The 18,586-nt window shown below is 57.1% G+C and carries 14 protein-coding genes; 8 read left to right on the forward strand and 6 right to left on the reverse strand.

The genetic code is table 11. The features are described 5' to 3' along the window. The first annotated feature begins 20 nt into the window (after positions 1-20). The gene (locus IEY52_RS13020) at positions 21-1,289 is read left to right on the forward strand and encodes a hypothetical protein (protein ID WP_189003133.1); all 1,269 of its coding nucleotides are present in this window, start codon (positions 21-23) and stop codon (positions 1,287-1,289) included. 62 nt (positions 1,290-1,351) lie between these two features. On the opposite strand, the gene IEY52_RS13025 is transcribed toward IEY52_RS13020, so the two are convergent. Both IEY52_RS13025 and IEY52_RS13030 read right to left on the reverse strand, forming a co-directional pair. Beyond that, complete coding sequence (locus IEY52_RS13025) at positions 1,352-2,770, reverse strand: FAD-binding oxidoreductase (RefSeq protein WP_189003134.1); 1,419 nt, start codon at positions 2,768-2,770, stop codon at positions 1,352-1,354. After that, positions 2,706-3,203, reverse strand: coding sequence for a hypothetical protein (locus IEY52_RS13030; protein ID WP_189003135.1), 498 nt, complete (start codon positions 3,201-3,203; stop codon positions 2,706-2,708). Before IEY52_RS13030 ends, IEY52_RS13025 begins: the two co-directional genes overlap by 65 nt. Before the next feature lie 26 nt (positions 3,204-3,229). Between IEY52_RS13030 and IEY52_RS13035 the strand changes: the two genes are divergently transcribed. The 4 genes from IEY52_RS13035 (at position 3,230) to IEY52_RS13050 (ending at position 9,043) form a co-directional block, all read left to right on the forward strand. Further along, positions 3,230-4,738: a hypothetical protein gene (locus tag IEY52_RS13035; protein WP_189003136.1), complete on the forward strand. Its 1,509-nt coding sequence runs from the start codon at positions 3,230-3,232 to the stop codon at positions 4,736-4,738. A gap of 185 nt (positions 4,739-4,923) precedes the next feature. Continuing rightward, complete coding sequence (locus IEY52_RS13040) at positions 4,924-5,682, forward strand: 3-hydroxybutyrate dehydrogenase (protein WP_189003137.1); 759 nt, start codon at positions 4,924-4,926, stop codon at positions 5,680-5,682. Positions 5,683-5,686: 4 nt separating this feature from the next. After that, positions 5,687-8,680 carry an AfsR/SARP family transcriptional regulator gene (locus tag IEY52_RS13045; protein WP_189003138.1) on the forward strand — a complete coding sequence of 998 codons (2,994 nt, stop codon included), beginning with the start codon at positions 5,687-5,689 and terminating at the stop codon, positions 8,678-8,680. 21 nt (positions 8,681-8,701) lie between these two features. Next, complete coding sequence (locus IEY52_RS13050; RefSeq protein ID WP_189003139.1) at positions 8,702-9,043, forward strand: hypothetical protein; 342 nt, start codon at positions 8,702-8,704, stop codon at positions 9,041-9,043. Positions 9,044-9,142: 99 nt separating this feature from the next. On the opposite strand, the gene IEY52_RS13055 is transcribed toward IEY52_RS13050, so the two are convergent. Next, positions 9,143-10,741, reverse strand: a complete 1,599-nt coding sequence (locus IEY52_RS13055; RefSeq protein ID WP_229684781.1) for an MDR family MFS transporter — start codon at positions 10,739-10,741, stop codon at positions 9,143-9,145. Beyond that, positions 10,738-11,187, reverse strand: coding sequence for a MarR family winged helix-turn-helix transcriptional regulator (locus tag IEY52_RS13060; RefSeq protein ID WP_189003140.1), 450 nt, complete (start codon positions 11,185-11,187; stop codon positions 10,738-10,740). The genes IEY52_RS13055 and IEY52_RS13060 overlap by 4 nt, the downstream gene beginning before the upstream one ends. A gap of 41 nt (positions 11,188-11,228) precedes the next feature. Between IEY52_RS13060 and IEY52_RS13065 the strand changes: the two genes are divergently transcribed. Further along, positions 11,229-11,705 (forward strand): universal stress protein, encoded by a 477-nt coding sequence (locus IEY52_RS13065; protein WP_189003141.1) that lies wholly within the window; start codon positions 11,229-11,231, stop codon positions 11,703-11,705. 76 nt (positions 11,706-11,781) lie between these two features. Here IEY52_RS13065 and IEY52_RS13070 read toward each other — a convergent pair whose 3' ends face one another. Then, positions 11,782-12,741 carry a hypothetical protein gene (locus tag IEY52_RS13070; protein WP_189003142.1) on the reverse strand — a complete coding sequence of 320 codons (960 nt, stop codon included), beginning with the start codon at positions 12,739-12,741 and terminating at the stop codon, positions 11,782-11,784. Between the two features lie 214 nt (positions 12,742-12,955). Here IEY52_RS13070 and IEY52_RS13075 point away from each other — a divergent pair, with 214 nt between their 5' ends. Both IEY52_RS13075 and IEY52_RS13080 read left to right on the forward strand, forming a co-directional pair. Continuing rightward, complete coding sequence (locus IEY52_RS13075) at positions 12,956-16,015, forward strand: EAL domain-containing protein (protein WP_189003143.1); 3,060 nt, start codon at positions 12,956-12,958, stop codon at positions 16,013-16,015. A 93-nt stretch (positions 16,016-16,108) separates the two neighbouring features. Beyond that, a complete protein-coding gene (locus IEY52_RS13080; protein WP_189003144.1) occupies positions 16,109-17,071 on the forward strand; it encodes a sugar-binding transcriptional regulator in 963 nt (320 codons plus the stop codon). A gap of 45 nt (positions 17,072-17,116) precedes the next feature. Here IEY52_RS13080 and IEY52_RS13085 read toward each other — a convergent pair whose 3' ends face one another. Then, a complete protein-coding gene (locus tag IEY52_RS13085) occupies positions 17,117-18,346 on the reverse strand; it encodes an ABC transporter substrate-binding protein (protein WP_189003145.1) in 1,230 nt (409 codons plus the stop codon). Between the last annotated feature and the right edge of the window lie 240 nt (positions 18,347-18,586).

Consider the following 18,586-nt stretch of genomic DNA (forward strand, 5'->3'; position numbering starts at 1 on the left):
TTTTACATTTTAAATGGCTTGTGACCTCCACCCTCCTGCTGTCCAGTGCTGCCAGTGCCGCCACTGTGGATGCCCTGCTCAAAGACCTGAAAAGCGCGAGTCAGGACATCCGCCAGAAAGCCCTGGATGAACTTGCCGATGTTGGCGATGAAGGCTTCACCGAGAAAGAAGCCCTGCAGGTGATTGCAGCTGCAGGCGGCAGCTATGCACCCACCGGAAAATACAGCATCAATGCTGAACTGGTGTCTTTCCTGCGCACCGATCCCAGCCCCAAATTGATCCAGCCCATCGTGAACCTGTTTCCCAAACTGGATGCAGATGCCCGCTGGTATGCCCTGGATGTGCTGACCCGCTATCCCAAGAACACCGGAGCGCTCAAGACCTACCTGGGTCTGGTGGGCAAGAATGCCGCTGCGCTGGATGGCCTCCCCGTGGGCCAGCTGAAAAAACAGACCGACACAGCAAACCTGCTCTTTCCAGCCCTGCTGCAATACACCAAATTTCCCAGGCTGCAGTACGACATTTACGATCTGATCCTGGCCTATGCCTACGACGACCAGGTGCCCGCCGCCACCCTTCGCAAATACGAAAAACCCATCCTGAACGATTATGCTGTGCTGTCCAAAAGGCTGCAAACCCAGCAGCAGAATTCGGGCATCGCCTGGAGGTGGGAAGACCCTTATCTGGATGACCGTTATCTGGGGGGCATCCTGCTGGACCTGATGGGCTTCTTCAACACCAAGACCGCCAACACGGTCCTCAAAGAGGCTCTGGCTTTTAAAGACCCTTATTTGAAGGGCTGGGCTGCCATTTCCATGGTCTACAACGATCAGGAGGTTCCCGAAGAGAACCTGCACGAAATTGCCGCCAGCAATGAGATGCGCTGGACCCTTTTCGATTACCTGCAGGACGCCAAGAGCCTGGACCTCTTCCCGGACGAATTCCGCAACCAGCGTGACCTGGGGGCCTCAGATCTGGCGAACCAGTTGCTGAAACCAGACGCCCTGGGTTACGAGCCCGAATCCATCGAGTTTGTGCAGAAGTTCACCCGCCAGTCTGGAGATGACCTCTCGGATTACTACCTGTACAGATTCACCGATCAGGATGGGGTGGCTTATGCAGGTCTGGCCGGACCCTATTCTCCTGCCAAAGTCGCCACCGTGACGGGCGGAGAGGACACCTACAGCCTCTTTGAAAAATGGGACGATCACACCCCTGAAGAACACTACAAAGCCTTCATGGAAGACCTGTACTACCTGCCCGATGGGGGCGAGGATCTGGACGAGTAAAACCCATGCTGCAAAAAAGCCGCCCGGATTTCGGGCGGCTTTTTCATGGAGAAGCTCTGGATTTACCGTTCGACTTTGGCCTTTGCTGCTGGAACCACATTCAGGTTCCTGGAAAAGAAGTTCTCTGGATCCAGATGGGCTTTCAGGGCTGCCAGGCGGTCCAGGGTGCTCTGGCTGAAGGCTTCTTGCACCTTTTGGCTGTCCCGACTGCTGGCAAAGTTGGGGTACAGGCCAGAGGTGTACTGCTCAAGGGCACTCCAGACACGTTCGGTTTCAAACCACAACTGGGGAAGCTGGTCCTGGCTCTGACCCATGTGGGACACCATCAGCAGGTATTTCTTGTCCCGGTGGGCGAAAGCTGCGCTGCTGGCAGGCAGCTGGGCCATTTTGCCTCCCAGCACCCGCAATTGCACCAGCTGGGTGGGGGCCATCTCCTGAACACAGGTCCGGGCAAGGGCAGGAATGAAATCCTCTGGGAGGTCCTTCAGAAATCCAGAACGAACGGTGTGAAAGAGCCCCTTTTGTTCTGCTTCTGCCATCAGGGAAAACAGGGCAGGGTAAGGCATCACGCCTGAGAGGTCTGCAACCGGGGTACCCAGTTCACGGAAGGGTTTGAACACCTGCTCTCCGATTTCCACATCTCCGCTGTAGCAGGCCACGATGCCCACCACGGGTTTGCCCACAGCTTCAGCAGGCACGAAAGGCGCAGGAGGAGCAGCCAGAATGAAGGTCTGGGAGGTCAGTTCTGCAGGGGCCAGGAAGGACAGTCGGGCATATTCGCTCAGAACGTGCTCGGCTTCCAGACCAGAATAGAAGACCACACCGCCGTAAATCATGCCGCCCTCGTGGGCCTGGTATTCCAGTCGGGTGATGATTCCGAAGTTGGTGCCTGCCCCTTTGATGCCCCAGAACAGCTCGCTGTTTTCGGTGGCAGAGGCGCGCAGCAGTTCTCCGCTGGCCGTGACGATTTCCACGGAGAGAAGCTGGTCCACATTCAGACCGTATTTGCGGGCCATCCAGCCGATGCCTCCACCCTGGGCCAGTCCGGCCACACCCACACTGCCCGTGTCTCCTGCAGTGATGGCGAGGTTGTAAGGATGAAGCTGGTTTGCCACTTCTCCCCAGGTCCAGCCTGCACCCAGCACCACCCGACGGGTGTCTGCATCCACTTCAAAAGCCCTCAGGCTGGAAGTGTCGATGACCAGGCCATCCCGGATGCTGCCAAATCCTGCAGGGCTGTGGCTGCCACTGCGCACGGCCACCGCAAGACCCTGTCCCAGAGCAAAACGCAGGGCAAGTGCCACGCTTTCACTGGTGATGGGGCGCACAATCAGGGCTGGGGTTTGTTGTTCGGCTGCATTCCAGATGCGACTGGCGGCTTCAAAACCTTCTGAGTGGGGAAGCAGCACCTGTCCGTCAAACTGGGAAATCAGGTAAGCGATGGCATCGGGGGTCATGGGGGTGGTCATGGGGGTGGTCATGTCGGTTCTCCTTGCGCTGGAAAGGCTGGAATAGAGGGCCAGGCATCCACCTGCTGTGCAGCTGGACACTGTAACTGTGGGGATGAATGTGCATGGTGCTGCCTGAGCAGCAAAAGACTTTCCCTGAAGGTTTTTGCAACCAGACCTTCGGGCCTGGGTATAAGGTATCTGGAGGGCCATGATTGGGAAATGGTTCACCTGTTGGGATCAAAACCCAGATAAAATTGAGAGGTTTTTTGACGCACCAAACGAGATTTTTTTTATTTTTAATCTCTGGAGCATTCGGGCAGCCAGGAAACGCCTGCTTCAGAACCTGTGCAGGCCAGCAAAAGGAATCACGCTGGAACCATGTTTCAAAAGCGACACGAAAACCTGAATGCGATGCTTCGCACATCTGAACCTGAAGCGTTCCTTCATCCACGGATTTTTTCATTCCCATTTGTTACATTGAAGGAACCCATGCGACTTCCTTCTGCCGGGCAACTGAGTCAGCTCATTCACTCCCCAGTGGAATACCTGAACCTGTACCTGCAGTGCGAACAGCAAGAGTGCCTGCCTGAACTTCTGGCTGCCCTGGAAGAAGTACCGTTCCATCCCATTCGCGAAGCCCGCAAAGCCCGGATTTTGTATCGGCTGGGTCGCAACGATGAAGCTGTGCAGATGTTGCAACCCCATCTGTCTGAACCTCTGTGTCTGGCGTGGTACACCGTTCAATGGGTACAGCTTGGGGGTGAGGAAAACCTCAGGAGGTTGATCACCCGCCACTCCGTCACGTGGCCCATCAACTCCAGGCCCACCAACATGGAAGCCAAAGCCCGTTTGCACATTGTGCGTGGGGTGGCCTTTGTGACCCTCAACATGATGGACTCGGCAGAGCGTGAATTCTCAGAAGCCATCCGCTTCTCCGAAATGCTTGGAGACCACCTCACCCGCAGTGTGGCTGTGATGGAATTTGCCCGACGGGACCTTTTCAACAACCATCTGGAACGGGCCGCAGCCACCTACAGGCAGGTGCTGAAAGATGTTCCTGCCTCCACAACTGTGGCAACGTACAGCATGTCTTACCTGACCTTGCTGCACTGGATGCTTGATCTGCCAGACGTGGGACTGGCTGCCTGGGGAAGCCATGCCCTGCGTCTGGCCCGTCTGGAACCCCATGATGGTGAACCCCCACTGTACCCCAGTGATGTTCATCTGGATCGGATTGGACAGGCCATGCAGCTTTTGCAAAGCATGAAAATCCGTTTTGACTTGGCGCTGATGCAAATTCCCCTGGATCCTCTGCAACAAGACCTGATGCAAGAATTGCCAGCCCTGCAAGAGTTGCAAAACAGCCTCGAAACCAATGAGATTGTGCGGCACATGTTGCACATCTACACCATTTTGGCTCTGGGACTTTGTGGCCAGCTTCCTCCCAGGGAATGGCTCTCTCAGGGAGCAGAACCTCCAGTCCATGGCATCCCACAACTTGTTGCCCTGGGTCATGCCACCCATCTGGAAGCCCACATCCAGCAAAAAACCTTGACCCCAGCAGGTGAGCTGGCTTTGAAAAACCACCACATGGCTTTTCTCGAATGCTGGCCCCGGCTCTCCGAAAAAACCCAGACCTGGGTTGCAGGGTGGATGTCCTGTTTTGCCCCTTATGCCACCTGCCTGCTGGCAGAACTTCCCCAGATGGCACTGGCAGCGCAAAAGTGTCTTCTGGTGGACAGCCAGAACGCCTGGTTTGAAAACAGGCCTGTGGAGGGTTATCCTGCAGTGCAATTGAACCACCACCTTCAACAGAACCAGCACCGCGCCGACCTGTCCCTTCTGAAAATCCATCAACAGGTGCTGCAAAAACTGGGATGTCCTCCAGTGGTGTTTCAGTCCAGGTTGCAATTCTGGAAGAATGTGCTGAAAGATGAAGGTTCTGGCAAGGAACATCTATGGGAAATCCCTGATCCATCATCTAAGCTGAATTTATGAAAAGAAAAATGCTTCTGCTGGTGGGTGTGCTTATGGCACTGGGCACCCAGACGGTCCTGGCTGATCCAGCCTTCAAATCTGCTCCTCCTGCAGCTTCTGCACAAAGTGAACCACCTCTGGCACCTTGTGGCAATTGCTGACCCAGGTGTAACCCCAGTGTGCAGATCACTGGATAAAATGAAGGCATGTCAAACCCCATCGCACTGGTCACTGGTGGCACCAGTGGCATCGGACTGGGCATTGTTCGCCGCCTGAAACAGGACGGCCTGACGGTGGCTGCCCTGGACCTGGACTCCGACCACAACCGTCAGGTTGCAGATGAAGAACAGGTGCTGTTCATTGCTGCAGATCTGTCGAAGCGTGCCCATTGCAAGCAGGCCATTGAACGCATCGAAGCCAGGCTGGGTGGGCTGGATGTGCTGGTCAACAACGCTGGTTTTCAACACATCAGCCCCATTGCAGACTTCCCGGAGGACACCTGGGACACCATGCTGCACGTGATGCTGACGGCTCCTTTCTTGCTGTCCCGCTACGCCTGGGAGCTGCTGGGACGCTCTGGTCAGGGGCGCATCATCAACATTGCCTCGGTGCATGGTCAGGTGGCGAGTCCATTCAAGAGTGCCTACATCAGTGCCAAGCACGGCCTGATCGGGTTCACACGCACCGCTGCACTGGAAGGGGCGGCAACAGGCATCACCGTGAATGCCATTTGTCCTGCCTACGTGAGGACCCCCCTGGTGGACCGGCAACTTGAAGCGCAGGCCCAGACCCGCAACATTCCCATCGAGGAGGTCATTGCAAAGGTCATGCTGGAACCTGCCGCCATCAAAAAGCTGCTGGAACCTGAAGATGTGGCAGCACTGGTGTCTTATGTTGCCTCTAAATCGGCCTGGGGCATGACTGGATCGGTGCTGAACCTGGACCTCGGCTGGACTGCAAGGTAAACCCATGTGGCGTGAGCAGATCTCTGAACACCGCACCCGTCCGCCCCAGTTGCGCGGGGTGATGGACCGTCCGCACCTGCTGCAGGACATCACGTCTTCCCGGTTGTGTGTGGTGCAGGCTCCGGCAGGATACGGCAAAACCAGTGTGCTGTACCGGCTGTACCATGCCCAGAAGTGTTTGTGGTACAGCATGGACGCCGAAGACCTGCAGCCTGTTCAACTGCTGGGGGCATTGACCCTGGGGCTGGAACGCCTGGGGTTGGCAGACCGGCTGATTCATTTGCTGGACGTGCAAGCGCCCATCAGCAGGATGCTGGACGCCCTGATTGACACGCTCTTGCAACACGACATCCTGCTGATCATCGATGAAGCGCAGCACCTGCCAGAAAGCCCTTTGCATGGTCTGGTGGGGAAACTCCTGGAGCAGGTCCGGGTGGTGCTGGGCACCCGCAGACCCCTGCACCTGCCTGAACTGGTGCGTGCAAGGGCTTCTGGAGACCTGGGGGTGGTCAGTTCCAACGAACTGGGTTTCACAGCCTCAGAGTTTGAAAGCCTGCTGGTCCGGGCACAGGTGACCCTCTCCCCTGCTGAAATCCAGCTTTGCCTGAATGTGACAGAAGGCTGGCCCATCGCCACCCGTTATCTGGTGCAGGCCCTGGCCAGCGGAAGGGTGACCCCCAGAACCCTGGAAGATCTGGAATTGCGCGGGGCAGGCCTGGGAGAGCTTTTTGCTTATGTGGCCCAGGAGGTGCTGGAACCTCTGGAACCCGCTGTGCAGAGTTTCCTCAGGCGCAGCAGTGTTTTTGAAGTGCTCACCCCTGAAATCATGGAAGAAGCCCTGGAAGAACCGCTGTCCAGAACCCATCTGGAAACCCTCACCCGCTCCGGGACGTTTCTGTCCAGAGATGCCAGCGGAGCCTACCACGCCCATCCCCTGCTCAGGACCCACCTGAGAAACACCCTGCCTGAAGAGGAACAGCAGCACATTGCCTCCAGAGGAGCCCTCGCTTACGAGAAGCGCCAGAGGTTCCGCAATGCCCTGAACGCCCACCTGCTTGCTGGGAACCTGCAGAGGGCTGCGGAACTGCTGGAAACCCACGGCAAACGCTGGCTTTCAGAAGGGCGCATCCGTCTGGTGGGGCGGGCACTGAATTTGCTCTCGGACCTGCTGCCAGAACACCCCTACCTGAACATCCTGCAGGGAGATGTGCTCAGGCATGCCTGCCGCTATCCGGAGGCCATTGCTGCCTACCGTCAGGGACCGGAAGTGGAAGCCTTGCTGGGAGAAGCGCAGGTGTACCTGGATACAGTGAGTCCCTTGCAGGCCGTGCCATTGCTGGAACAGGCCGCACACTTGCCCTGCACCCCTGAGCAGCAAACCCGCAGAGCCGCCATGCACACCGAAAACAGCCTGAACCAGGGGCAACTGGAGGAGGCCCGAACCCACACGGAGCACCTTCCCAGTTCAGCCCGTTTGCACTTGCGCTCTGGTCAACTGCGGGAAGCGCTGCATGCTGCCACCCACGCTTCCAGAGGGGAAAAGGGACATCCCAGACTGGCTTCCGGGCACCGGGAAGGTTTGCTGCTCTCCAGTTTGCTGCATGCTTTTCTGGGCCATCCTGAAGAAGCCGTGCAAAATGCCAGAGAAGGCATCCGGGAAAGCGAAAGGCTGGTCAGTCCCTTCAGTCTGTCCCTGGCAGATGCACGTCTGGGACACGCCCTGATTTGCTCTGGTCAGTTTGAGGAAGCCAGAAACGCTTACCTGCAATCTTTAGAGCACGGTCAATTCACCATGGCCCCCAGACTGCTGATCGAGGCACAGATGGGACTGGCCCACCTGGACGCCCGACTGTACGGACGGGGTGAAGAACACGCCGAAAAAGCCAGTCGGGTGCTGCAGGACTCCGGGGACAGGTGGATGTGCGCCCTGCTGCACCTGATGCACGCTTATGGGCTGCACCGTTCCAGCACCCAGAAATCCAGACTGGCCCTCAAAGAAGCGGCCAGTGCACTGCAGGACCTCTCTGATCCTTTTCTGCAATGCCTCCATGATTTCCTGTCTTACCTGCAAACCCCGGAGCCAGCACTGGCCCAGCACTTCCTGCAAGGGGTGCAAAGCCAGGATTACAGTTTCCTGCTGCTGAAACCTTCCCTGTTCTGTCCTTTCGAGAACCCTTCAGAGCGCATGCAAACCCTGATTTCCCTGAAAGCCCACAGTCCACAACATGCCCATTATCTGGACCATCTGGCCGCACAACTGGGCTACTCCAGCCTCCCTGACAAACACCCTGGTTACCGCCTCAGAATTGAACTGCTGGGTCCCCTCAAACTGTTCCGGGACCAGGGAGGTGTGGAAGACTGGGGACGGGCAAAAGCCCGGGATTTGCTGGCCTTGCTGGTGGTTCACCCGGAAGGTCTGGTGCGGGATGTCGCCATTGACACCCTTTACCCCGAAGAATCCCCTGAAATTGCAGAACGCAACTTCAGGATCGTGCTGCACGCTCTGGGACAGGTGCTGGAAGGCGAGGAGGCCAAAGGGTACTTTCTGGAACGCAGCGATGTGCTGAGGCTCAAACCCAGCCCGGATTTGCATGTGGACCTCTGGGAAGCCCTGAAACTGCTGCAACGCCCTGCCAGTGCCCAGGAGTTGCTGGACTTGCCCCTCAACCTGAGCACCCAGTTTGACCTTGCCCCCCTGGAAGACCAGCGTGTGCTGTACCGCACCCGTCTGGAACGCGCACTGGTGCAGGCCGGAGAGAAAATCCTGAACCAGAACCCCTTGCAGGCTGGCACCCTGGCCGAACGTGCCCTGATGCTGGAAAAAGCCTCCGAAGATGCCACCCGCCTCCTGATGCGCTCTGCCCACCTGCAAGGCCAGATGGACGTGCTGCACCGCAGTTACCAGCGTTGCGAAGAAGCTTTGCAGGACCTGGGTTTGAGACCATCCAGTCAGACACGCGGGCTGTATCAGGAGTTGAACCGGTCTCTGCTGCATTGATGGTCAGGTACAATGGTCGCAATGAGCAAAGAGGATTTTCTTGACCCTGAAGACATGACCTATGATGGATTCAATAAAAGGGCAGTAACGACCATAATAAAAACATATCGAGATTCATTCATTGATGAATTTGGCAGAACCATAGAGCTGGATATTGAAAATACTCCTGTTCAAGAAATTGTATGTTTCAATGATGGAATCGAGTTCGACAGGATGATTTTACTTGACAATGTCACCAGAGATCGAATTGATTTTTATATCAGAAGTCTTAAGAATAGGGTCAATCAAACAAACAGCAAAACGAGGACCTGGTTGTTTTGTATTGACTTTGAAACTGGTAAATATCATTTAAAGTCTGAATAAAAAAAGTTACTCACTCTCCCACAAGAACCTCCCGGTTTCCAACCGGGAGGTTTGCATCCGTTTATTTTAGGCCATTCTTCACAGACCCTTTTTCACCTTTCAATCGTTCCCCGAACCCGCCACCTTGGTGGGAGCTTTCACCTCACGGGTCAACCTCAAATCAGGCAACCCTGCAGAAACAATAAACCCGATCCCTGCAAACAGTGCTGCCAGCAGGAACACATGGTCCACCGCCTGAGACAGTGCACTGCGCATGGTGTGCAGGATGGCATCAAAGCCTTGCTGACCCACCACCGAGACCACCAGGGGTTCCACTTTGGCCAGCGCTTCAGGGTTGCTGAGCAGGTTGGGATTCATGACTGCAGAGGCGAGCTTTTCAGGCAGTTTGCTGGCCTGCTCTGGAAGCTGATCCATCACTTTGTGCAAATCTGCAGACTGAATGGCCCCAAAGAGCGCCGCTCCGATGGTGCTTCCCATGCTGCGGAAAAACTGGTTGGCACTGGTGGCCATGCCCAGGTTTTCTCTGGGGGTGGTGCTTTGCACGGCAATGGTGAACAGGCTGTTGGTGGGGCCAATGCCCAGACCCAGCACCACCATCAAGAGGGTCACGGTCAGGGTGGTGGTGTGGGGGCTCAGGGTCGTTCCGTACAGCAAAGCGAGTGCCATGATGCCCAGACCGCCCAGAATGAAAGGTTTGTACCTTCCAGTTCTTGAGACGGCAAATCCAGCCAGGGTGGAGGTGATCACCAGTCCCAGCATCATGGGAGAGAGCACCAGACCAGAATTCGCAGCAGACACCCCCTTCACACCCTGCATGAACAGGGGCAGATACAAAATGGCGCTGTACATGCCTGCCAGACCCATGAAACCTGCAATGTTGGAGATGGTGAAGGTTTTGTTTTTGAAGAGGCTGAGTTGCAGGATGGGACTCGGTGCCCTCCCCTGCCACCAGATGAACACCAGCAGCATCACCACAGAAAAGGCAAACAAAGAGAGGGTCTGCCAGGAGCCCCAGGCATAGGTGTTGCCGCCCCAGGTGAGGGCCAGAAGCAAGGGCACTGTGAACAGGATGAGCAGGGCTGCTCCCAGGTAATCCACCTGTGCTTTCTGTCTGGGAGCACTGGATTTCAGAAAGCGCCAGATGAACCCGAAAGCCAGCAGTGCAAAAGGCAAATTCACGAAGAACACCCAGCGCCAGGACAGGTGATCGGTCAGAAAGCCCCCGACCAGTGGCCCGACCACGCTGGAAATCCCGAACACGGCTCCGTTCAGACCCTGGTATTTTCCGCGTTCCAGAGGGGTAAAAATGTCTGCGATGCTGGCGAAGGCCATGCTCATCAGGGCACCACCCCCCAGCCCTTGCAGGGTTCTGAACAGGATCAGTTCTCCCATGTTCTGGCTGAAACCGCCCAGGGTGGAGCTGAGTGCAAAAAGCACAATCCCGAACAGCAAAATCCCCTTGCGACCGTAAATGTCACTGAGCTTGCCATAAATGGGGGTGCTGACCGTGGAGGCCAGCGTGTAACCCGTGAAAGCCCAGGTGTACAGGTTGAGGCCGCCCAGTTCTGCAATGATTCTGGGGAGGGCCGTTCCCACCACGGTCATGTTCAGCGATGAGAGGAACAGCACCAGCATCACGCCACTGAAGGCCAGCATTTTCTCCTGCTGGGTCATTTCGGGCTGGGTCATCTGGGTCATGGCTTGATCTCCATGCCCAGGTAATCTTCCAGTTTCTGCAGGGTGCCAATGGCCTCCGTGATGAAGTCTGAGGGGACAGGATTGAATTTGTCCTGAATCAGGGTGCGGGCCAGATTGAGGGCGGTTTGTAAGGTGCTTCTCCCCTGATCGGTGAGGTGGATCTGCAGTTTGCGGCGGTCCTGGGGGTCCAGTTCGCGGCGCAGGTGGCCTGCTTCAATCAGGCTGTCCAGCAGGCGTGTGGTGGTGGGGGCAGGCAAACTCAGGTGCTCGCTGATCTGGCCGGGGTGTTGCAGACCGCCAGAGACCACCCTCAGCACCAGAAGTTCCTTGTAGTGCAGGCTGAGTTCCTTTTCCAGCACAGGCCCAACCAGTGCCTGAATGGCCCGTGACACCCCGTTGATGTGGCGGATCAGGGTGACGGGGTCTTGCAGGGGATTTATTTCCATATGGAACATTTTACTCTGGAACAAAAGCATAGAATGGAAACATGACACACTCTCAAGACCTCTCCAGCCCCTACAGTCGGATTCTGGTGGCGACAGGTGGTGCATCCCATTCACAGGTCGCAGAACAGCGGGCCATGCATCTGGCAAAGCAATTTCAGGTCCCTTTAGAAGTGGTGGTGGTGGCTCCTCTGATGGGCGGCCCCCTGGTGCAAATGGCCATTGCCCTGCCTGGCAGTGAACCCTTAGAAGCCCAGGCCACAGACACCCTTTTGCAGGAAAGACAGACCGTGCTAAACCGGGTGCTGCAAGATACCCAGCAGCAAGGCATCCAGGCCCGTGGGCACCTGATCCAATCGGTGAATGCTGCAGAGGCCATCTTGCAAATTGCCCAGCAAACTGGCGCAGACCTGATTGTGATGGGCAGAAGGCACCTGACCGCACTGGGAGCCGCTTTTTCGGGCAGTACAGGTGATCAGGTCAGCCATGCTTCCGGGGTGGATGTGCTCATTGCAAGATGAAAAGATCAGAGGACCGGGGGTCCGGTCCTCCTGGGGTCTGTCTGTTTGAGTTGGAAATGTTGTTTTGAGTGCTTTATTAATCCGTACCCAGCGCTTTCCCGGTCTGGTGCTGGCTGCGGGCAGACACCAGCACCCCTGCCACCAGAATCCCAATGCCTGCCAGCAATCCTGCTCCAGAAAGCAAAGTGGTGGTGCCAGGATGCAGGATGGATTCATCGCGCAGGGCCTGCCAGACCAGCCATCCCACCACACCCAGGTATCCTGCGGCTCCAATCCAGAGAAGCTGGATGCGTTTGCGTTCGGTCAGCCAGCGGTTTCTGAGGCCCAGCAGAAAGAAAGCCAGCAGGGGCATGAATTGCAGGGCGTGGGTGCCCACGAAGTGCCCAATGCGCAGATCGCCGTGTTCGGTGCTCCAGCCAATCAAGGGGATGCCAGGACCGCCATCTTTCAGGACACCCACGGTGTGTGCGCCAATCAGATCCAGTTTCTGCCCGGCTTCCAGGACGGCCTGCTGCATGGGGTTGGGGGAGGCCATCAGGTAGCCTTCCATGAAGCCCACCAGCGAAAGAATCAGGCCCAGACGGATGCTCCAGGTGATCAGCGGACTCGCGGTTTTCTGGAACAGCACCAGCACAGTGGCCACAAAAGTCAGCACCCAGAACACCGAGATCATTGCGCCCATGGCCCCCCACACCAGGGTGTCAAAGGAGGTGGCACTGTTGAAGTGGGAAGGCACCCCCCGAATGGTCTGCAGCAGGATCAGCAGCACTTCTGCAATCAGGATGCCATTGGTGGTTTTGAAGATGCCCCGGATGATTCTGGCTTTCGGGGGCAGCACCGAAACCACCCAGTTGAGGGTAAATGCATAAAGAAAGGTGGAAATGGCAAATTTGAGGGTTTTGCTCCAGGCAGGCACACCCAGAATCTGTCTGGGGTCCACCACCAGTCCAATCACGGCCACCAGAACCAGCAGCAAAGCTCCAAAGGTGACCGCTTTGAGGGTCCGGGAAGGTGCAATGGAAGTCAATGCAGTCATGGGCGTTCTCCTTGCGTTGTGCATGAGGTCCAGAGGGATCTTGCGTTCATGAGATCACTGTAAGAAATGGGAGGAAGCCTTTCCTCATCCAAAAGTTGGAGGAAGCCAACCTGGCTCGAATAAGGGATTTCCCTGAGCAAAAACCTGGGGAATCACAGGGAAATTCAGGCATCAGAAATCTTTCTGAGAGAGCAATGCTGACATAATGGAAAACATGCATGCGAACACACTGCTCGGGACTTTTTTTGACCTGACCCCGGACTGGCTTGTGATCCATGACCTCCAAGGCAAACACGTGCGGGTGAGTTCTGCCTATGCCCGTGCCCAGAACAGGCCAGCAGAAACCTTTGTGGGCCATTCAGACCAGGAACTGGGGTTGATCAATCCTCTGGCCCACCTTCCTGTGCTGGATGTTCAAAACCACCCCTCCAGATCAGAGCTGCTGACCGAACTGCAGGTCACCTTGCAGGGCAAAGACTACGCGGTGTGCGCCACCCGCCTGATTTTGCGTGACCCGGATGGAGCACCCTGGGGCACCTTCAGCTATGCCCACGAAGTCACCCGTGAAAGAAGCATGGAGCGGGAACTCGAACAGCAGCATGCCTTCCTGAGAAACATCCTGGACAGCGATCCCAGCCTGATCTTTGTGAAAGACAGGGAAGGCCGCTTTACCCTGGTCAATCAGGCCATGGCCGACCTGTACCACCAGGAACCCGAAGCCATGCTGGGCAAGACCATCCGCGAAATCAATCCCAATGCAGCAGAGGTGGAACGTTTTGAAGCCCAGGACCGGGAAATCCTCAAAACCCACCAGCGCAGGCAGTTTCCACCGTACTTTGTGGTGGGACCGGATGGGCAGAAACGCTGGCTGTACACCACCAAACAGCCGCTGTACAGCCAGGACCAGCCTCTGGATTACGTGCTGGGGGTCACTTCTGACCTGACCCACCTGAGGGCCACCGAAGAAGCCCTCAAAACCCGCGAGGAGCAGTACCGGCAGCTCTGGCAGGAGGCGCACCGCAAGACCAGAGAACTCACCCTGCTGGACCGGGTGCAGGCCGCCATTGCCAACAAACTGGACCTGGCCATGCTCTATGACGCGGTGGTGGATGCCATCTCCGATCAGCTGGGGTACGCACTGGTGATCATGACCGTGCCCGAAGGAGACCGGGTGGTGCGGGTGGCTTACCGGGGCTATGCAGATCTGCCCCTGACTGTTGCTTCTGAGGGAAGTGCTTCTGGGTACACCATTCGCACCCGTCGGCCTTTGCTGATTCAGGATGTCAGCACCAGCAGCAATTACACCGCTGCCATGCCAGGGGTCACATCATGTGTCAGTGTGCCGGTTTTCTCGGGAAGCCGGGTACTGGGGGCACTGGTCATCGAGAGCGAGGACCGCGTTCTGGACAACCAGGACCTCTCTCTGATGCAGCGGGTGGCAGAGCAGCTCGGAATTGCCATTGAGAACGCCGAGCTGCACGAAAGAACCAAACTGGATCTGACCCGGGCACATGCGCTCTATCAGGTCAGCCAGACCCTGCACCACACCGGAAGCCAGGAAACCCTGCTGGAACAGATCTGCCAGAGCGTGATGCAGGCGCTTCCTGCCCGCTGGTGCCTGATCTACATCATGGATTTCGAGCAGGAGCAGGTGGAATATGCCGCCAGCACTGCCAGGGACGCCTCTCCCCTGCCCATGATTTCCTTTCCAGAATTGATGTCTGGTCTGACCGGATGGACCCTGAAGCAGCACCGCCCCACCCTTTCCTTAAAAGGCCAGGCCGATGAACGGGAAGGCCCCCAGGTCCAGCAGCACCGTTCCTCCAACGACATCGGTTCCCTGATTGTGGCCCCCCTGATCTACCAGGGGAAACCCATTGGCACCCTGACCGCCCTCAACAACCTGGACGACCCGGATTTCTCTGAAGCCGATGTGGACTGGATGATGAGCATCGCCAACCAGGTGGCCATTGCGCTGGCCCAGCGCAAACTGATCAACCAGATCCAGCACCTCGCTTACCATGATCCCCTGACCAGCCTGCCCAACCGCCTGCTGTTTGAAGAGCAACTCAAACAGGCCATTGCCCGTGCCAAAAGGCTGGACACCAAACTGGCCCTGCTGTTCATTGACCTGGACGGCTTCAAGAATGTCAACGACACCCTGGGGCACCACATTGGGGATTTGCTGCTGCACACCCTCTCCGGGCGTTTCAAAGAGAGAACCCGGGAAAGTGATTCTTTTGCCCGCATGGGCGGAGATGAATTTGCCATGATCCTCAACGACCTGCGCGACCCGGCAGATGCCGTGCAGGTGGCGCAGAAATTTCTGGATTTGCTGAAGATGCCCTTCCACATCAACATGCATGAGCTGTTCATCTCCGCGAGCATTGGGATCAGCGTGTACCCCGACAACGGCACCGACGTGAACACCCTCTTAAAGCACGCCGACACCGCCATGTACCGGGCCAAGGCTTCAGGCAAGAACGACATCCGAAGTTTCACCCCCGAACTGGCCGAAAAAGCCCGTGAACGCCTGTCTCTGGAAACCGACCTGCGGTACGCAATGCAACGCCAGGAGCTGCAGCTGTATTACCAGCCAATCATAGACCTGCAAACCCTGCAGACCATCGGTCATGAAGCGCTTTTGCGCTGGATCCATCCAGAACGGGGGTTCATCCCGCCAGACCGTTTCATTCCAGTGGCAGAGGAATCTGGTTTGATCACGGCTCTGGGGGCCTGGGTGATCCATGAGGCCTGCCGCCAGAATGCCGAATGGCAACGCGCAGGACGCAGGGCTGTGCGGGTGGCCGTCAACATCTCCATGATCCAGTTCGCCACCTCCAACTTTGTGGACACCGTGAAAAGCGCCCTGCACGAAAGCGGTCTGGGGGTGGAATGGCTGGAACTGGAGGTCACCGAGAGTGTGGTGATGCACGACGTGAAAATGGTCACCGAACGCCTGACCGAACTGCGGGAATTGGGGGTGAGGGTGTCCATCGATGACTTCGGGACCGGGTACTCCTCCCTGAAGTATCTGCAGGAACTCCCCATCGACACCCTGAAAATCGACCGTTCTTTTGTGAACACCATCCAGAAAGACGCCCAGGAAGCGCCCCTGGTGAAAACCATCATCCTGATGGCCCAGAGCCTCGGTCTGAACGTGATTGCCGAAGGGGTGGAAACCATCTTTCAGCAGGAATATTTGCAAAGCCTGGGGTGCAGCGAGGCGCAGGGGTATTACTTTTCGAGGCCGCTTCCGGCCTCGCAGTTGTGAAGCCAAGAGCCGAGCGCAAAAAGCATTTTCCAGAGAAAGCATGGCTTTTGCTGATTGCTGACCGCTCCCTCCAAAACCCGTTACAGTGAAGCCATGCCCAGCACGGACGCACTGGCGGTACAGGTGGCCCGCCTGTACTACCACCAGAACCTCACCACCGAAAAAATTGCTGCAGAACTGGGGCTGTCCCGGCCCAAGGTCAGCCGCCTGCTCACCCATGCCCGCAAAACTGGGCTGGTGGAAATCCGCATTCATGACCCGCAGGAATCCAGCCGTTCTCTGGAAAGCCTCCTGACCGAGCATTTTCAGCTGGACCGGGTGCATGTGGTGCTGACCCCGGAAAACGCTACGGAAGCAGAGTGCATGCAGCGGGTTGCGGTGTATGCGGCCCACCATGCAGCCACCCTGATTCAACCTGGAATGACGGTGGGACTGGCCTGGGGCACCACCCTGAATTTGCTGTCACAGCACCTGCAGCCCAGACCCACCCCTGGCGTAAAACTGGTGCAACTGAATGGGTCTGGGAACCCCAGCAATTTCATCAGTGACCATGCATTGGGTTTGCTGCAAAGGTTCGGGGACAGCTTTCAGGCGGCCCTGAATCCCTTTCCGGTGCCTGCTTTTTTTGACCACCCGGAAACCAAAACCGCCCTCTGGAAAGAGCGCAGCATCCAGAGGGTGCTGGATTTGCAGCAGAAAGCAGATTTGCTGCTGTATTCGGTGGGAAGTGCAAAAGCCAGTGTGCCCAGTTACGTGCACGCTGCACCCTACCTGGACCCTGAGGACCTGCAGGAGATGCAGAACATGCAGGTGGTGGGAGACATCGCCACGGTGTTTTTTCGGGAGGATGGCAGTTTTGATGGCATTCCACTGAACAGAAGGGCCAGCGGTCCTGATCTGGGCCTGTTCAAGAACCGCAAAGGGGCCGTGTGCATCGTGGCCGGGGTCAGCAAAGCCCTGGCACTGTGGGGCGCTTTAAGAGGGGGCCTGATGTCCGAATTGATCGTGGATGACAAAACGGTCAGGAAAGTGCTGGAATTCAGCGGGGTGAAATGAAAACAGAAAGGCCAGCATGCATGCTGGCCTTTCTGGGAACAAAAATCAGCGGTTCAGGCGGCGGGCCACGGTGGACTGGGCTTCATCCAGCGCGGTCTTGATGGCGACGTTGTTGTTCAGCACCCTGTCCAGGGCTGCAGCGAAAGCGTCGGTGGCCACGGATTCCAGGCGGTTGGACTCAATGCCTTTGACCTTGTTGGCAGCGCGCACCCACATGGGACGGGCAACCTGACCCCCCAGGAACTCCACGGGCTGCTTGAACAGGGCGTCGCTCTGGGCTGCTTTGAGGGAGGGCAGGGAGCTGTTGACCCGGAAGGAATTCAGCTGCACCTCTTTGTTCAGGGCGAAGAACTTGAGGAATTCCCAGGCCAGCTCTTTTTGCTTGCTCTGTTTGGGAATGGCCATGAAGCTTCCGCCCCAGGTGGCGTAGCTTTTCTCTGGCAGGTCCACAGAGCGCCATTTGCCTGCGGTTTCTGGGATCATGCTGCGCATGGTGCCTTCAAACCAGGCCCCGAAAGGCTGGGTGGCGATTCTGCCTTTGTTGAGTCCATCGGTCCACTCGGGGCTCCACTCTGCAATGTTGGCATCCAGTCTGGCATCCCGCACCTGTTTGGCCAGGGTGATGGCCTGCACGAAACGGGCGCTGTTCAGGACAGGCTGGCCTTTGGTGTCAAAGAACAGGCTTTCACCCGCAGGCACTTTGGCGCGGATGTAGGCCTGGGCCACAAAGCCAGCGTTGTGCAGCAGGTATGCACCGGTTTTCTCTTTGATTTTCTTGCCTGCAGCGATGTAGCTTTCCCAGCTCTTGGTCAGGCTGGCGGCAGACACGCCCGCTTTTTTCAGCACATCTTCCCGGTAGAACAGGGTGCCAGGGGCAATGTCTGCAGGAAACACGTACAGACCGCCATCCGGGTTGGTGGATTGCGCCCACGCATAGGCCGTCACTTTGCTCTGGTACTGTTTGGCGTTGTAAGGGGCTTTCAGGAGGTCTTCCAGACCGCCGGATTCACCAAATTTGGCGACAAAACCCACTTCCACACAGTCCACATCTCCTGCTCCGCTTCCGGTGGCCAGGGCGGTGGTGAGGGCGTTGTGGTGGTCGCCGTAGGCCAGGGTGTTGACCTTGATGTCCACATCGGGGTGCAGTTTTTTCCAGAGGGGAATGGCGGCTTCTACGGACACGTTCATGTTGGAGAAGCAATTGACGGTGAGGGTGGCGGCCTGGGCAGCATTGCCCAGCGCAAGCACAACGAAAAGACCAAGGATGCGTTTCATGGGGTCCTCCTGTGGAACTGAAAAAGTGGAGCTGTGGGGACTTCCTGCCCTGCCCCGGTCCAGACAGCAGTCCCCAGAGCAAGCCCTGATAGGAAAGGGTTTGCTGCTGTGAAGAATGGACGGGATGACCAGAATGCCAGCCTTTCAAGGCACCTGCAGGGTTGAACCCTGTCACCTGCCAGGAACAGTGCTGGAACGCCGGGACAGCGCGGGACAGCGTGAGACAGTGATTTGAAAACG

It is taken from the genome of Deinococcus roseus, assembly GCF_014646895.1.
In the GTDB taxonomy this organism is placed as follows: Bacteria; Deinococcota; Deinococci; order Deinococcales; family Deinococcaceae; genus Deinococcus_C; species Deinococcus_C roseus.

Coding starts and splice junctions, on each gene's coding strand:
- IEY52_RS13075 (WP_189003143.1), top strand. CDS start 12,956: ATGCATGCGAACACACTGCTCGGGACTTTTTTTGACCTGACCCCGGAC.
- IEY52_RS13065 (WP_189003141.1), top strand. CDS start 11,229: ATGACACACTCTCAAGACCTCTCCAGCCCCTACAGTCGGATTCTGGTG.
- IEY52_RS13060 (WP_189003140.1), bottom strand. CDS start 11,187: ATGGAAATAAATCCCCTGCAAGACCCCGTCACCCTGATCCGCCACATC.
- IEY52_RS13085 (WP_189003145.1), bottom strand. CDS start 18,346: ATGAAACGCATCCTTGGTCTTTTCGTTGTGCTTGCGCTGGGCAATGCT.
- IEY52_RS13070 (WP_189003142.1), bottom strand. CDS start 12,741: ATGACTGCATTGACTTCCATTGCACCTTCCCGGACCCTCAAAGCGGTC.
- IEY52_RS13030 (WP_189003135.1), bottom strand. CDS start 3,203: ATGAAAAAATCCGTGGATGAAGGAACGCTTCAGGTTCAGATGTGCGAA.
- IEY52_RS13025 (WP_189003134.1), bottom strand. CDS start 2,770: ATGACCACCCCCATGACCACCCCCATGACCCCCGATGCCATCGCTTAC.
- IEY52_RS13050 (WP_189003139.1), top strand. CDS start 8,702: ATGAGCAAAGAGGATTTTCTTGACCCTGAAGACATGACCTATGATGGA.
- IEY52_RS13045 (WP_189003138.1), top strand. CDS start 5,687: ATGTGGCGTGAGCAGATCTCTGAACACCGCACCCGTCCGCCCCAGTTG.
- IEY52_RS13080 (WP_189003144.1), top strand. CDS start 16,109: ATGCCCAGCACGGACGCACTGGCGGTACAGGTGGCCCGCCTGTACTAC.
- IEY52_RS13040 (WP_189003137.1), top strand. CDS start 4,924: ATGTCAAACCCCATCGCACTGGTCACTGGTGGCACCAGTGGCATCGGA.
- IEY52_RS13055 (WP_229684781.1), bottom strand. CDS start 10,741: ATGACCCAGATGACCCAGCCCGAAATGACCCAGCAGGAGAAAATGCTG.
- IEY52_RS13035 (WP_189003136.1), top strand. CDS start 3,230: ATGCGACTTCCTTCTGCCGGGCAACTGAGTCAGCTCATTCACTCCCCA.